The 15,116-nt window shown below is 69.0% G+C and carries 10 protein-coding genes; 3 read left to right on the top strand and 7 right to left on the bottom strand.

The window, feature by feature from the left end:
* Positions 1-159: 159 nt before the first annotated feature.
* Positions 160-1,110: a hypothetical protein gene (locus tag ACFV9C_RS08455; protein WP_380191732.1), complete on the top strand. Its 951-nt coding sequence runs from the start codon at positions 160-162 to the stop codon at positions 1,108-1,110.
* Here the strand turns inward: ACFV9C_RS08455 and ACFV9C_RS08450 are convergent.
* The 6 genes from ACFV9C_RS08450 to ACFV9C_RS08425 all read right to left on the bottom strand — a co-directional run bounded on the left by ACFV9C_RS08450 (position 1,086) and on the right by ACFV9C_RS08425 (position 8,325).
* A complete protein-coding gene (locus tag ACFV9C_RS08450) occupies positions 1,086-1,784 on the bottom strand; it encodes a polysaccharide deacetylase family protein (protein ID WP_380191730.1) in 699 nt (232 codons plus the stop codon). The genes ACFV9C_RS08455 and ACFV9C_RS08450 overlap by 25 nt on opposite strands.
* On the bottom strand, positions 1,781-3,544 hold the full coding sequence (locus ACFV9C_RS08445; RefSeq protein ID WP_380191728.1) for a hypothetical protein: 1,764 nt from the start codon (positions 3,542-3,544) through the stop codon (positions 1,781-1,783). Before ACFV9C_RS08445 ends, ACFV9C_RS08450 begins: the two co-directional genes overlap by 4 nt.
* A 28-nt stretch (positions 3,545-3,572) precedes the next feature.
* On the bottom strand, positions 3,573-5,192 hold the full coding sequence (locus ACFV9C_RS08440) for a substrate-binding domain-containing protein (protein ID WP_380191727.1): 1,620 nt from the start codon (positions 5,190-5,192) through the stop codon (positions 3,573-3,575).
* Between the two features lie 25 nt (positions 5,193-5,217).
* Positions 5,218-6,093: a carbohydrate ABC transporter permease gene (locus ACFV9C_RS08435; RefSeq protein ID WP_380191725.1), complete on the bottom strand. Its 876-nt coding sequence runs from the start codon at positions 6,091-6,093 to the stop codon at positions 5,218-5,220.
* Positions 6,090-7,076, bottom strand: coding sequence for an ABC transporter permease (locus ACFV9C_RS08430; protein WP_380191723.1), 987 nt, complete (start codon positions 7,074-7,076; stop codon positions 6,090-6,092). Before ACFV9C_RS08430 ends, ACFV9C_RS08435 begins: the two co-directional genes overlap by 4 nt.
* 208 nt (positions 7,077-7,284) lie before the next feature.
* A complete protein-coding gene (locus tag ACFV9C_RS08425) occupies positions 7,285-8,325 on the bottom strand; it encodes a LacI family DNA-binding transcriptional regulator (protein WP_380191721.1) in 1,041 nt (346 codons plus the stop codon).
* Between the two features lie 194 nt (positions 8,326-8,519).
* On the opposite strand from ACFV9C_RS08425, the gene ACFV9C_RS08420 reads away from it, so the two are divergent.
* Both ACFV9C_RS08420 and ACFV9C_RS08415 read left to right on the top strand, forming a co-directional pair.
* Positions 8,520-11,699 carry a hypothetical protein gene (locus ACFV9C_RS08420; protein ID WP_380191719.1) on the top strand — a complete coding sequence of 1,060 codons (3,180 nt, stop codon included), beginning with the start codon at positions 8,520-8,522 and terminating at the stop codon, positions 11,697-11,699.
* Entirely contained in the window at positions 11,696-12,730 is a 1,035-nt protein-coding gene (locus tag ACFV9C_RS08415; RefSeq protein ID WP_380191717.1) for a hypothetical protein, read from the top strand. Before ACFV9C_RS08420 ends, ACFV9C_RS08415 begins: the two co-directional genes overlap by 4 nt.
* Here the strand turns inward: ACFV9C_RS08415 and ACFV9C_RS08410 are convergent.
* The gene (locus ACFV9C_RS08410) at positions 12,711-15,116 is read right to left on the bottom strand and encodes a GH32 C-terminal domain-containing protein (RefSeq protein ID WP_380191715.1); all 2,406 of its coding nucleotides are present in this window, start codon (positions 15,114-15,116) and stop codon (positions 12,711-12,713) included. The two genes, ACFV9C_RS08415 and ACFV9C_RS08410, sit on opposite strands and share 20 nt — an antisense overlap.

The raw sequence follows: 15,116 nt of genomic DNA, 5'->3' as shown, positions 1-15,116 counted from the left end.
CAAGTAGGTGGTCGTCCCGCTCGCTCGCCTTCCCCCCAAACCTCGGTTGCTTTCTTACGGCTGAGCTGCAACTACCTGCAACTCAGTCCGCACATGTCCGACGGGTCGGCTATAGTCGGCGCGATCTCGGGGGCATGAGATCTTCCAGAGGGGAACCCAATGAAGTTGCAGCGTTTTGCGCTCGCGCTTGCCAGCGTGGCCTTGCTGGCGACCGCCGCCGCGGTCCCGGCCGCGGCCACCGGCCAGGCCGACCCGAAGCACCCGTTCGCCCGGAACGTGAACCCGAACACGCTCAAGGCGGCCGGTGACCCGTGCGTCAGCGACGTCATGTCGCCGACCGCCGCGGGCACGTCGCAGGAGACCCTGGCGATGCCGGGGCGCCGCATCCAGGCCTTCCAGGACACGCCGTTCAAGTTCGTCGGCAGCCGTGCGAACACCACCTGGTACGGCGCGGTGAACGCCGCCGGCACGCAGATCTACTACTACGGCCTGCTCCTGCAGGGCGGCAACCTGTACCGGCACACGACGTACGCGCGGGACAACGGCGACACCTACACCTGGTCGCCCACCTTCAAGAAGGTCGGTTCCGGCTGGACCAGCTTCAAGTCGATCGCCACGTCGAACTTCAGCGTCGCCGCGCCGCGGCACGCGTACCTGTACGGCCTGAACACCAACGGCAGCCTGTACCGCTACCAGATCGTCGGTGCCGGCTTCCGGTCCCTCGGCCCGATCGCCGGGTTCAAGGGCTTCAAGACGATGACGGTGATCAGCGAGACGGCGACGTACGACACGCTGCTGATGACGACGAACGCCGGTGCGCTCTGGACCGCGCACATCCCGGTCGCGGCCGGGGCCAAGCCGGTGATGAAGCAGATCCGTTCGACGGGTTGGTCGACCTACGAGTCGCTCGTCGTCCAGAGCTGCGGCACCCGTGGCGGCTCGCTGCTCGTCGCGATCGACAACGACACGCAGTCCGGCTACCAGTTCGCGCTGAGCAAGGCGAACGGCGCGGCGACCGCGATCACGTCGTACGGCAAGATCCCGGCCGTCTTCAACGTGGCCGGCCACGCGGCGGTCACCACGCACTACGACCAGCTGGCCGGCGAGTAGTCGTCGAAGCCGACCATTCTGAGGCCTAACCTCCGCGCCTCGATCAGTACGGCGTGGAGGCGGTCCGGGTGGATGTGGTTGCCTCGGCCGACCGGGGCGATCTCGTGGGCGTACAGCACCAGCGTTCCGTCGCCCTCGGCGAGCTCACCCAAGAGCTCGCTGAGGGCGACGGCGTCGTTCAGCTGCGGTACGCCGCCCCGCCCGGTGTCGATGCCGCGCCCGGGAAACACCTTCGCGTCCCTGGGCACGATCGACGCCCGCGCTACACCGAGATCGGTCGTGCGCGGACTCCCGCCCCGCAGGTGATCGAACACCTCCAGCAACACCGCGTCCGTCGTCTCGTCCCGCCGGCTGTTCGGGTACGCGAAGCTGCTCGCCGACGCACCCAGCGACCGCAGCGCCGCCACGCTGCCGGTGATCTCGGTCCGCAGGTACTCCGCGGCGCCCAACTCCAGGATTGCCTCGTCGGCGTTGCGATGCCGGGCGCCGTGCGACCCGACGGAATGCCCCGCGGCCAGCAGCCGCCGGACCCCCGCTTGCTCTGCGTCGTCGAGCAGATCCGCCTCCACGACGAAGAACGTCACCCGCGCCCCGGCCGCCTCGAACAGCGGCAGCGCCTCCTCCCAGCCCGCGACGTGCCGATCGTCGAACGTCAGCAGCAGCGTCCCGGTCACGCGCGACCGTCGATCGACGTACGGACGGCCTGCGGATGCCCCGTCTTGGTGGTCACCCGGGCCGGCGCCACCAGCCGTAACTGCTTGCCGTCCGCCGTGACCCAGTGCGCCTGCACGTCCCCGTCGTACACGGTGATCGACGGTGCGGCTACGTCCGGCCGGTCGGCGCCCTCGAACAGCGAGAACGTGCCGGTCACCTCCACCGGGGCGATGTCCTGCATCGTCAACGACGTCGGCCCTTCCAGCAGCTCCACGACCAGAAGGATCCGGTCGTCCGCCCGCTCCACCCGCACCGTCGGCCGGTGATCGCCGAAGCTGATCGAGTCCACACTGCCGACGAGATCGACGCCCGGCGTACTCACCCGCAACTGCCGACCGATCTCCGAGACCGTCGCCCCGTCGGCGCCCGCGATCTCCAGCACCAACCGCAGTGACGAGACCGGGAACGCCTGCCCCGCCTCGATCTGATGCAGTCCGATGTGCTCGTCGCCGCCTGGCGACACGAAGCTCACCGACCACAGCACCTGGCTGCCGGACTGCACCGACGCGAACACCGCCGACGAGAAGTCGTGATCGTCCTTCATCAGATGCAGCTTGACGAACCGCGACGGTCCCCAGGCCGGGTCGTCCGGCGCACGCCAGTACCCCATCAACGGCCGGCGCTGCAGCCAGTACTCGCCGGCACTCACACTGCCCAGCGTCGCGTCCGCGCCGTGCCAGGTCGTCCCGACCACCGGGACCTGACCCTCGAGGTAGCTGAACCGTTCCCGGACCACACCCGTTGGCGTGTCCAACAACCGCTCGACGACCGCGGCGGGCGCCTCGACCTCGACCAGCGCCGGACCGGCCAGCCCGAGCGTCGGCGTCAGCTCCGGCAGGTCCGCGAAGATCCCGCCGAACCCGGTCGCCTTCGCCAGCAGCGCGAGCAGATCCGGCGTCCGGGCCGGCTCGTCCGTGTACACGCGGGCCATCGGACCGCTCAGCTGCCCGGTTCGCGCGTGCCATCGCCCGGCCAGGTGTTCCCACAGCCGTTCGACGATCCAGCGCGCCCCGGCCACCGCCTCCGGCTCGTCGACGTACTGGACGATCGCCGCGATCGCCTCCATCGTGATCGTCCAGTACCCGGCGCTGTTGTATTCCGCGAAGCTCCCGGCCGCCTCGATCTGCTCCCGCAGCCGGCCGACCCGGTGTACGGCGTACTCGGTCAGCTCCGCGTCCTTCAGCAGCTGACCCGCGGCCAGCGTCACGAACGTGCCCTTCGCCGCGATGTTGGTGTAGCTCATCGCGACGTTGCGCCGGATGATCGACCGGGCCGCATGCCCGAGCCCGACCCGCACCGCCGTCCGGGTCGCGTCGGACAGCCGCGCCTCGTGCCGGAACAGCACGAACGCCAGCTCCCGCCCGATGAAGTCCGCCCAGTTCCAGTCCGGCGGAACCATCCGATCGAGCGGTTCCTCGTGGTAGTAGCTCCAGATCCCGTACGTCGGGGACGCGTCCTCGACGTCCTGCTCCGCGAGCACCCGCAGCAGGATCTCCTCGGCGAGCAGCACGTCCGCGGCCACGCCGGACTCGAGCAGCACCAGCGCGTACGCCACGCTCTCCCGGTGCGGGTGCCGGATGCCGGTCCAGATCCGGGTGTGGATCGGATTGTACTTCGCTTCCTGCGCGATCAGCCCGGCCGTCGCGTCGTACGCCTGGTCACCGGCGACCCGGGCCAGCCGGATCAGCTCGGCGTCGAACGTCTCGGTGGAGAAGTGCACGATCTTGTTCCTCCTGGTGGGTGGGAGCTCAGCCGCCGGCGACCTCGGACGCCTTCTGCAGCTCGGCCCGGATCTTGTCGCCCGCCGAGCTCTTCCACTCGTCGACGTACTCCTTCCAGGCCGATACCGGCTTGCGGCCGAGGATGATGTCGAACTCCATGTTCTGCCGCTCCTTGTCCAGCTGCGGGCCCTTGCGCGAGTTGGTGTCCGAGAACAGCGTCTGCGCGAGGTCCATGGTGCCGTCGGCGGCGAGCTTCTGCTGCGCGGCGTACTCAAGCTGGACGTACCGCGGGTCGGTGGAGGACGCGACCACGGGCGGCGGCGCGGCCAGGTAGTTCAGGCCCAGGCTGCGCTCGTTCGTGAGGTCCTGGTTCAGCACGATCTTGGTGCCGTCGAGCGTGTAGTTGTGACCCTCGACGCCGCTGCTCAGCAGCCGGTTCTCCGACGTACCGAACGGGGACGCAAGGAAGTCGGCGATCTTCAGCAAGGTCTCGGCGCGGTCCTTGTTCTTGGCCGGGATCACCGCGATGTTGTTGTTCAGGCCGCCCTTCCAGCCCGGCGCGCTGCCGCCGTCGTACCCGGCGACCGGGAACATCCCGATCTTGTCCGTCGGCACGCCCTGCTGGGTGAGGCTCACCCAGGCGCTGTACGTCCCGCCCAACAGCGCGGCCTTCTTGCTGCCGAACCACTGCTGCCACTGCGACGGCGGAGCGGCCGCCATGTCCGGGTTCACCAGGCCGTCGGCGACGATCTTCCGGGTCGACTCCAGCGCCTGCTGCTGGTGCTCGTGCTCGATCGAGTGGACCATCGAGCCGCCGGACTCCTGCCAGCCCGCCGGGATCGCCAGCATCATCCGGACGTAGTCCAGCGGGCTGTTCGCGAACGCCCAGACGCCGGCCTTCGGGTTGGTCGTTGCCTTGGCCAACTGGTACAGGTCGTCGAAGCTTGCCACCTTCGCCTGCCCGCCGGCCTCCTCGATCAGGTCGGTCCGGTAGTACAGCCCCCACGCGGACAGCAGCCCGCGCGCGATCGGCAGGCCGTACAGCTTGCCGTCGAAGACACAGGCCTCCCAGTACCGGGTCGGGATGTTCGCCAGCGCGGGATACTTCTGTACGTTCGCACCGGACAGGTACGGCGTCAGGTCCAGCATCTTCGCGGCCAGGAACCGGTCCAGGGACGGGATCGAGTTGTTGATCTGCATGATGTCCGGGAAGTCGTTGCCGGCGCTCATCGTCGCGATCTTCGTGTTGAAGTCGTCGCCCGCGTTCACCAGTTGCATCTGCACCGGCGACCCGAGCCGATCGTTGACGGCCTTCCAGAACACGTTGCCCGGCAGCCCGGGCGGTGCCGCGCCGTTCAGCTGCGCGAGCCCGGTGACCGGCTTCCCGTCACCCGGCGTCCGCCCCTTCCAGGCGTCCACGAGCGTCGTCGGGTACTTCGTGAACGCGTCGAGCAGACCCTGGTCGTTGCCGGGCAGATCCGGCGCCGGCAAGCCGGGGAACCGGATGTACTTCGGCAACGCGCCGGCCTTGCTCTGCGGCGAGTTGGCCTGCGGCGACGAACCGCCGCCGCAGCCGCCCAGCGCCGCCATCGCGCCGAGGCCGGCGCCGACCTTCAGCAGGTCCCGTCGGGACAGACCTGAAGTCATGATTTCTCCTTGTGATGAAGGCGGTTCAGCCCTTGACGGCGCCGGTCAGGGCGCCCTTGGCGAAGTGCCGCTGGAGGAACGGGTAGACGAGCAGCACCGGCACGATGGACACCACCAGGACGGCCATCTGGAGTGCGGGTTGCGGCGGCAGCGCGTCGACGTTGACCTGATCGCTGCCGATCCGGGTGTTGTTCACGACGTACGTCCGGAGTACGTACTGCAAGGTCCACTTGGACTGGTCGTTGATGTAGAGCATCACGTTGAAGAACGCGTTCCAGTAACCGACTGCGTAGAACAGGCCGACCACCGCGAGCACCGCCTTCGACAGCGGCAGCACGATCAGCCGGAAGATCGCCCACTCGCCGGCGCCGTCGATCCGGGCGCTCTGCAGCAGCTCGTCCGGGATGCCCAGGAAGAACGCGCGGACCACGATCACGTTGAACCCGCTGAGCATCGTCGGCACGATCAGCGCCCAGAGGCTGTCGATCAGTCCGAGCTGCTTGACCATCAGGTAGCTCGGGATCAGGCCGGGCGAGAACAGCAGGCTGAGCAGCACCAGCATCAGCATCCAGCTCCGGCCGACCATCTCCCGCGAGGCCAACGCGTAGCCGAGCAGGGTGCTGACCGCCATCGAGCACAGCGTCCCGACCGCGGTCACGAACACGCTGACCAGCAGCGCGCGCGTCACCACGCCGCCGGAGAAGATCGCGTGGTACGCCTCGAACGTCCACTGGCGCGGCAGCATCACCAGGCCGCCCGTCCGGTTCACATCGTCCTGGCCGGCGAAGCTCGTGGTCACGACGCCGACGAACGGGAACAGGACGAGGAAGCAGCAGACCGCCAGCGCGACGCCGCGGAACGTACGGGACATCAGCCCGGGCAGAGGTTGTCCGTTTCTCATCGCTGGTACACCCCCGCCTCGCCGAACAGATGCGCGATCTTGTTCGCGCCGAACACCAGCGCGGCGCCGACGAGTCCCTTGACCAGGCCGACCGCGGCCGCCGTACCCCAGTCCCCGTTGACGATTCCGTTGTTGTAGACGTACGTGTCGAGGACCTCGCTGGCCTGCTGACCGACGGCCGGCTGCTGCAGGATGATCTGCTCGAACCCGACTGTGAGCGAGTCGCCGAGCTTCAGGATCAGCAGCAGCACGATGATTCCGCGCAGACCCGGCAGCGTGACGTGCCAGAGTTGCCGCCACCGCGACGCGCCGTCGACGGCCGCTGCCTCGTACTGCTCGACGTCGATCCGGGACAGCGCGGCGAGGAACAGGATCGTCGCCCAGCCGCTGTCCTTCCAGACCACCTGGCTGGTCAGCAGCGTGAAGAACCCGTCCGGATTGCCGATCACGTTCAGCGCGCCCCAGCCCTGCTGGCGGAGGAACTGGTTGACCATCCCGCTGCCGCCGAGGATCTGCTGGAACAGCGAGACCACGATCACCCAGGACAGGAAGTGCGGCAGGTACAGGATCGACTGGACGAGCTTCTTCACCCGCTCCGAGAGCAGGCTGTTCAGCGCCAGGGCGAGCAGGATCGGGATCGGGAACACGAACACCGTCTGGATCAGCGACAGCACCAGCGTGTTCCGCAGCGCGGTCAGGAAATCGCTGTCGCCGGTGACCAGCACCGAGAAGTTGTGCAGCCCGGCCCACTCGCTGCCGCGGAACCCGAGGAACGGCAGGTAGTCCTGGAAGGCGATCACGTTCCCGAGCAGCGGCAGGTAGTGGAACACCACCAGCAGCAGCATTCCGGGCGCGGCGAACAGCAGCAGCATCCGGTCCCGCCGGATCCGGGCGGCCAGGCTCAGCCGGCCCGCCCGCGCCGGGGGACCGGCGGACGCGGACGGCGGAGTTCCCTGGTCCGCCCGGTGAACGGTCATCGTCATCGAGGTGCTCCGTGGCTGGAAGATCGGGCGCCCCGGGAAACGACACTGGGAACGCGCTTTCCCGAAAGCTACGGTCCGGCCTCCAACCGTGTCAAGACCGGGAAACGGGTTGTAGCGCTAAGAATCGAGCGCACGGGCAGTTTCGCACCCGGCGCCGGCCGGACACTTTCCCGGACGCATTCCCACGCTTTCCAGCCGGGGGACCGGCTCAGGCAGACGCGGTGCGTCCGGGAGTGCTGGCGCCGAGGTGGACTTCGGGGGCCGAGCGGGGTACGCCGGTGATCGCGGGGCCGAGGGCGGCGTCGACGGCGGCCGCGCCCATCTCCTCGAACGGCGAGCGCACCGTGGTCAGCCAGTCCTCGTCGCCGAACGGGTTCACTCGCCGCCGCCCGTACCCGGCGAACGCGAGCTGCTCGGGAACGGCGTACCCCTGGGAGCGGAGGTGCTGGATCGCGCCCAGCGCGACCTCGTCCTCGGTGCAGAAGATCAGCTCGGTGTCGCGGCCGTCGGCGAGGTAGGCCGCCGCCGCCGCGGCACCGCCGGGAAAGCTCCGCTCGGCGGGGTAGACCCGGCTGTCCGGCAAGGCCACGCCGCCGGCGGACAGCCCTGCCCGGAAACCGTCCAGCCGGTCCTGCGTCGACGGCACCTGAGGATCGGCCTTGAACACCGCGAAGTCGCGGTACCCGAGCCCCAGCATCGCGGTGGCGAGGTCCTTCGCGCCGTCGAAGTCCGGCGGTCGGATCGCGAGCACCGGCTCGGACGGCTCGCCGACGATCACCACCCGGCCGCTCTCCCGCTCGAACTCCATCAGCTCCTGCAGCAGCTTCGAACCCGCCGTCGGCGTGGTGTCCCGTTTCCGCACCAGGATCAGCGCCTCCGGGCGCTGCCGGCGCAGGTCGTGCACGAGACTGCGCTCGCGATCGGTGTCGCCCTCGGTGGAGAGCAGGTTCAGCACGTACCCGCGGCGGGCCGCCTCGCGGATCGCACCGAACGCGATCCGGGCGAAGAACTGGTCGCGGATGTCGCCGACCACCAGCGCGATCGCCGGGTACCGGCCGCGGGCGGTCGCCTGGGCGGCGAGGTTGGTGGTGTAGCCGACCCGCTCGGCCGCGGCCAGCACCCGCTCGCGGTACTCGTCGGCGACCTGCCGGGCGCTGCCGTTCAGCACCCGGGACGCGGTCGACGGCGACACGCCGGCCTCCCGGGCGACGTCGGCCAGTCGGGTGGTCACCTTCGGTTCGTTCGGCACGCGGACATGATATCCGCACCGGCGGGACAGCGCTGTCCCAGCTTTTCGGCGTGCTTTGAGCGCGGATTCCCCGCGCTAATCAGGCCTCTCGGAAATTACGGCGGGCAAGCGCTTGCCCAGAATCGCGGGATCGGCTAGCGTCCGGGTCCTCAGGTTTCCGGAACCCTCGCTCCCACGATCGGTCAGGAGTTTCGATGAATCCACGCCCGTTCCGCCGCCGCTCGGCCGGCACGATCGTCGCCGCCGGACTGCTGGCGGCGTCCCTCCACCCACTCACCGCGACCGCCGTCGGCCCCGACGCGGTCGCAGTCCTCGGCAGCACCCCGTCGTACACCGGAGTCGTCCGGGCCTGGCCGGGGGACGCCGACAAGGACCCGGCGCACGCCAGCACGGAGAAGGACGGCCGGCAGTGCTGGCAGCTGTCCAACGACCCGTACGTCCGCTACCTGTACGTCGACGTCGCGGACACCGCGATTCCGGCCGGCGCGGACCGTGCGCTGGTGACCGTCGACTACTACGACGCCGGCGCGACGAACCTGGATGTGCAGTACGACGGCGTCAGCAACCCGTGGACCGGTTCGGCGAACCAGCCGCTGACGGGGTCGCGGACGTGGCTGTCGCACACGTTCGAGCTGTCCAAGATCAAGTTCGCGAACCGGTCGAACGGCGCCGACTTCCGGCTGGACGTGAAGTCCGCCGCGGGCTCGATGCCGGACGTCTGCATCGGCCGGATCGCCGTGACGTTCACGGACCTTCCGCAGTTGGCGGTCACGAACCCGGATCTCGTGTTCCGCCAGGGTGCCGCCAACCTGCAGTTCGCGACGCTCGCGTCCGCGGTGGACTACACGATCGGCGACGAGAACGGCGTACCGCTGCGGTCCGGGCGGGTGACGCCCGACGCGACCGGTCACGCGTCGGTGGCGGCGACCGACCTGGGGCCGGGGTACTACTCGCTGACGTTCTCGGGTGCGGTCGGCGGTGAGACGCTGACTCGGTCGACGTCCTTCGGTGTGGTTACACCTGCGCCGACGGTCCGGGATCCGTTCTTCGGCGTCGACACGCACTTCGGGCACTACACCGGCTTCGAGGACGGACTGGCGCAGGCGATGGCCGACGTCGGCTGGGCGCAGACGCGTTCGGACATCAGCTGGTCGGCGGTCGAGACCGCGCCGGGGACGTACAATTTCGCGTCGTACCCGTTCGACGCCCGCGCCCGCCAGGCCAAGGCGCTGGGCATCGCGCCGATGGGGAACCTTGCCTACAACAACAAGTTCTACGACGGCGGCCGGACGCCGAGTACGCCGGCGGGACTGGCCGCGTTCGGCCGGTACGCCAAGGCGGCGGCGCAGTTCTACGCGCCGGTGACGAACGACTTCGGCATCTACAACGAGTTCAACGGGACCGGGTTCAACAACGGCGCCTGTGGGATCACGCCGCCCTGCTACCTGGACATGCTGAAGGCGGTGTACGCGCCGATCCACGAAGGCAACCCGATCGCGAACGTGATCGGCCCGGTGACCGCGGGCATCGACAAGACCTGGCTCGACCAGTTCTTCGCGCTCGGCGGGCTGAAGTACGTCGACTCGTTCGCGGCCAACATGTACGGCTACTCGAGTCTCGGCCCGAACACGATCCCCGAGAAGACCGTGCTGACCAAGGAACTTCCCGCGCTCGTGCAGCAGATCCACAGCCTCGACGGCGGGCGGAACCTCCCGGTCTGGATCACCGAGAACGGCTGGCCCACGCACACCGCCGGCTCGACCGAACCACAACAGGCCGACGACCTGATCCGTGCCCAGGTGCTGGCGAAGGCCGCGGGCGTGACCAAGTACCTGTGGTACGACGCGATGGACGACGGCGACGACCCGGGCGAACGCGAACACCGCTTCGGGCTGTTCCGCCGCCCGAACGACGGCGTACTCGGGGTGGCCCCGAAGCCCGGCGCGGTCTCGAACGCGACGCTGATCCGGATGGTCTCCGGAAAGCAGCAGCAGACCCGCGAGGACCTCGGCTCGACGACCGCCTACAGCTATCCGTACGTCGGTGGCGGCGAGACGACCCGGGTGCTGTGGTCGACCGGTTCCGAGCAGGTGCAGCTGACGGCAGACCGTCCGCTGCGACTGACCGACGAGTTCGGGGCGGCGCGGACGATCACGCCGCACGACGGCAAGGTGACGGTGACGCTCGACGCCGGCCCGGTCTTCGTGACCGGTACGGTGCAGCACGTCGCGGTGGCGCAGTCGCCGCTGAGCGTCTCGGTCGGTGCGAAGACGGTCGCGGGTGACGACGTACCGGTGACGGTCACAGCGGACCGGACCAAGCCCGGGGCCGGCCTCCCCGCCAAACTTATGGTCGGAGGTGCGGAACTGGTGACCGCACCCGGCCGGAAGACCTCGGTGACGCTGCAGCTCCCGGCCACGACCGTCCTCGGTGACCGGCCTGTGGCCGTTGCCGTGAGCACCAAAGACCGGCAGCTGGTCGCGGACCTGCGCGCCACGACAAACGTCGTCGAACCGCTCCTGCTCAGCGCCGAGCCGGTGATCGGCGACTCGTACGGACTGAAGGTCACTCTCACCAACAACCGCTCCCGGCCCGTCACCCCGACAGCGATCCGGTACGCCGTGGGCGCCGCCGGTGGATCGGCCGCGGCGCCGGAGATCCCGGCGTACGGCAGCGCGGCCGTGACGCTGCCGGTCAGCTCGGTGAGCCTCTACGACAACGTCGCCTACCGTGTGATCGTGGACGCGAAGACGCTCAGCGGCACGGTGTCGTACTCACCGATCGAGCCGAACGCGGCGCAGACGCTCGCGCCGATCAACCTCGACACGCAGAGCAAGTTCGTCCCGATCCGCGGCGGGACCCGGACCGGTCCGGCCGACCTCGGCGGCACCGTACGGTTCACGCACACCGCGGACGCGCTGGTGGTCGACGCCCGGATCACAGACGACGTCCATCACGGTGCCCGGAGCAACGACCTGCTCTGGCAGACTGACTCGATCCAGCTCGACACGTACGACCGGTTACCGACGGTGCTCGGTGGTCAGCGGGTGGAGATCGGCGCGGCCCTGCTCGACAGCGGCCCGGCCGTCTACACATTCACGGCGCCGACAGGGGAGCAGGTCGGCCCGACGCCGGGCGCGACGGCGGACATCACGCGGGGCGCCGGAGTGACGACGTACCACATGATCATCCCGTGGACGTCGCTCGGCTTCAGCGGACCGCCGGCCGGGGTCTTCGGGCTGTCGTTCCTCGCCAACGACGACGACTCCGGCGTCAACGGCGACGCCCGCAAGGGCTGGTTGGAGTGGGGCGCCGGGGTCGGCAGCGCGCCCAAGAACCCGGGCCTCTTCAGGACTGCGCAGGTCGTCGGATGAACATCCTTGTCGAAGGGGCGTATGCGACGTACCCGCATTACAACGGGTATTGGCACGGTGGGGTCGCGTTGGTGCGGGAGAGCGGCCGCGGGTTCGAGGTGGTCGGGGTGGGGCTCGACGGGGCGGACCCTGTCGTGTTGCTGGAGCTCGAGGATGCCGGTACGCCGCCGTGGATCGACATCGCGGTGGAGTCGGAGACGCTGATCGTGCCGTGGCAGAACCGGTTGGTGGTGAAGGAGCTGCGGGGCGCGGGCGTCGCGCGGGTCGCGTACACCCCGCCGGACGGGGCGACGATGGACGGGTTGGTGGGGGTGTCCGCGGACGGGCGGCGTGCCGTCACCGTGCTGACCGCGGGGGAGGAGCGGACGCTGGTCGAGATCGACTTGGCGGCCGGTACGGCGGAGTCGCTCGCGCGGTTCGAGTGGTGGGCGAACCACGCCCACTACTGCCCTGCCGACGAGCAGTGGATCGCCTTCTCGCACGAGGGTTCCGCGTCGACCGTCCCCGATCGGGTCTGGGCGTACCACCCGGTGCATGCGCCGAAGGGCGTCGCTGTCGCCGACCAGTTCGCGATGTCCGACGAGCCTGGCCGGCCGGTGGCGGTTGGGCATGAACGGTGGATGTTCCATCGGCCCGGCGCGCTGGTGGTCGCGTACGGCGAGAGCCCGGTGGGCCCGCGCGGTCTGTGGGAGGTCCTACCCGACGGGGCGACCCGGTTGGTCAGCGCGGGCGACCGCGACTGGCATTGCGGCATCAGCCGCGACGGCCGCTGGGCAGTCGTCGACACCAGCGGCCCCGCCGACGCTCCCGGCCGCGGCTGGCAGAACGCCGACCACCAGAGCTCGATCGTTGCCATCGACACCCACACCGGAGAACGCACCGTTCTCGCCACCACCACCCACGAGAACCACCCGTACCACCCGCATCCGTCCGTCACCCCGGACGGTCGGTCGGTGGTCTTCAACCACATCGGACCGACCGCCCGGGGAGCGGCTGTCGTAGACCTCCCGGCTAGTTCCAGCTGGACTTGAGGGGCCAGGCTTTGACGTCGGCGGTGGTCGTGCCGTTCTCGGCGAAGAGGGTGACGCCTCGGTTGGTCGGGTCCGGGAAGATCTGGTCCGTGAGCGTCACCTGGCCCTGATCGGCGAAGACCTCCACCGACGAGCGGTCGACCAGGATCCGTAGCTTCAGCTCGCCGTTCACCAGGTTCAGCGGCGCGCTCTTCACGTCCGCGAACGACGAGCTGAAGTCCACCTTCCCGGAGTGCGTGCGATCGACGGACAGCTTCTTGGTCCGGGTGTCGTACCCGATCTGCGTGTACTGCGAACCGCCGGTGCGAACGTTCAACCCGAAGCGCGAGGCGGTGCCGGCGCGGAGGGTCGCCTGGATCTCCAGGGTGTCGCCGTTCACGGCGAGCGCCTTCGTCCCGTTGGTTGAGGTCGTGAGTTGGACAGCCTGTCCCCGGAGGCTGCCGATCGCTCCGACGGGTTGCTGGGTCAGTTGGACCTTGCCGTTGATGGTGCGGAGCGTGAGCTCACGGGGGAACGTCGTAGCGCCCTGCCACGGCGTCGTCGGGACCTGCCCCGCGTACGCCCAGTTGCTCATCCACGCGACCCCCACGCGCTTCCCACCGATCCCGTTCCAGGTGTTCTCGGCGTAGAAGTCGCTCCCGTAGTCCATCCACTGCGCACGCTCGTTGGTACTCAGCGCCGGCGAATCACTCAACCGGAAGTCGTCGGCAAGCACATGCCCCCACCCGCCGCTGTTGTGATCGACGACCTCGAGGTGCGCCTGCTTCCCGATCAGGTCCTGCAGATCCCACGAGGTCCAGTCCAGAGCCTCGCTGTTGCCCCCGGTCGCCGACCGTACGACCTTCCCGTCGACCACAAGGTTGACCCCGGTCTGCACATCCCACGGCTGCGCCGGACTGTCCGCGAACAGGATGTCGCCCACCATCAGATGGCCCCAGCCCGAAGCCCCGCTGTTGTCGTCCACGACCTGCACCTGCGCCTGCTTGCCCTGGTACTGCCTGACATCCCAGTTGTTCCAGGTCAGGTCCGGCGCGTTCGGACCGCTCGCGCTCGCGACCACTTTGCCGTCGACGAGCAGGTTGACCGCGGTCGGATTCGCCTGCCCCCACGGGTGCTCCCCACCCGCCACCTGCAGATCGATGTACGGGCGATCGATCGTGAAGACCGGCGACGTGATCGTCCCGGTCCCGGCGTCCCCGTCCGGCGTGAACGTGTCGAGCACCTTCGGACCGAGCTGATTCGGCAGACTCGACGGCGACGGACCGGACCCCACGAACGACCCGGTCGCGGTCCACCCGTCGCCGTACGTCGACCCGGAGAAGTCGGCGAACACCTCACCGGCGGGCAGCGTCCCGAACGGCGCGGCGCCGTCGACGTACGGATGCGATCCGCCGCCGATCGCGAAGTTCAGGTGCGGCTTGGTGATCGTGAACGTCGGCGAACTCAACGTTCCGGTCGACCGGTCGCCGCCGTTGAAGCTGTTCACGAGCCGCGACCCGACGTACCCGGACACCGCCTGCTGATCGGGCAACGTCCCGGTCGCGGGTGCGGCCCCGAACGCATCGCCCGACGTCGTCCAGTCCCCGTAGCTCCCGGACTCGAAGTTCTCCAGCGGTACGCCGGCCGGCGGCGTGTACGTCGCAGGCCCGCCCGGCGTGTACGTCGTACCGTCGAAGGTCCCGACGAAGTACTGCACGCCGGTCGACCCGACGCTGACCGACAGCACCCACTTGGTGGCCTTCCCGTCGACCCGCAGCGGGAACAGGTCCGGCATCTCCCACACCCCGCTCACCGACCCGAACGGGCCGAAGTCGCTGAGATGCGTCCACTGCTTGAGATCCGGCGAGCTGTAGATCGAGACCTTGTGCTGATCGGACAGCGTGATCACCATCCGCCAGCTGCCCTGGTACCAGAACACCTTCGGATCGCGGAAGTCCTTCGATCCGAGATCGAGCACCGGGTTGCCGTCGTACCGGGTCCAGCTCCGGCCGTGATCGGTGCTGTAGGCAAGGGATTGCGCCTGCACCCCGGAGCCTTCCTGGACGCTGGTGTACATCGCGACCATCGGCGGATTCTGCGCCGTACCGAAGCCACTGGTGTTGTGCGTGTCGAGGACCGCGCTGCCGGAGAAGAACGCGTTGCTGCCGGTGTCGCGCTGCGGTCCGGTGACCGGGACGTTCTCCCAGTGCACGAGATCCTTGCTCGTGGCGCCTTCCCAGGTGCCGTAGTTGTAGAGGTGGTACTGGCCGTTCTCGTAGACCAACCCGTTCGGATCGCCCATCCAGCTGTGCGGAAGGCTGAAGTGGAACTGCGGCCGGTAGGGCTCGGTATAGGCACCGGTGGCCAGGCTCGTCGCCAGGACAAGGGACAGCGCCGTACGGAACAT

This window comes from Kribbella sp. NPDC059898 (assembly GCF_042730855.1).
Classification (GTDB): domain Bacteria; phylum Actinomycetota; class Actinomycetes; order Propionibacteriales; family Kribbellaceae; genus Kribbella.
Note: the sequence above shows the minus strand (reverse complement) of the source record. Positions and strands in the feature narration are given on the sequence as shown.

What these genes read in the sequence shown, in the direction of transcription:
- ACFV9C_RS08455 (WP_380191732.1), top strand. Translation starts at nt 160, where the DNA reads ATGAAGTTGCAGCGTTTTGCGCTCGCGCTTGCCAGCGTGGCCTTGCTG.
- ACFV9C_RS08440 (WP_380191727.1), bottom strand. Translation starts at nt 5,192, where the DNA reads ATGACTTCAGGTCTGTCCCGACGGGACCTGCTGAAGGTCGGCGCCGGC.
- ACFV9C_RS08435 (WP_380191725.1), bottom strand. Translation starts at nt 6,093, where the DNA reads ATGAGAAACGGACAACCTCTGCCCGGGCTGATGTCCCGTACGTTCCGC.
- ACFV9C_RS08430 (WP_380191723.1), bottom strand. Translation starts at nt 7,076, where the DNA reads ATGACGATGACCGTTCACCGGGCGGACCAGGGAACTCCGCCGTCCGCG.
- ACFV9C_RS08420 (WP_380191719.1), top strand. Translation starts at nt 8,520, where the DNA reads ATGAATCCACGCCCGTTCCGCCGCCGCTCGGCCGGCACGATCGTCGCC.
- ACFV9C_RS08415 (WP_380191717.1), top strand. Translation starts at nt 11,696, where the DNA reads ATGAACATCCTTGTCGAAGGGGCGTATGCGACGTACCCGCATTACAAC.
- ACFV9C_RS08410 (WP_380191715.1), bottom strand. Translation starts at nt 15,116, where the DNA reads ATGTTCCGTACGGCGCTGTCCCTTGTCCTGGCGACGAGCCTGGCCACC.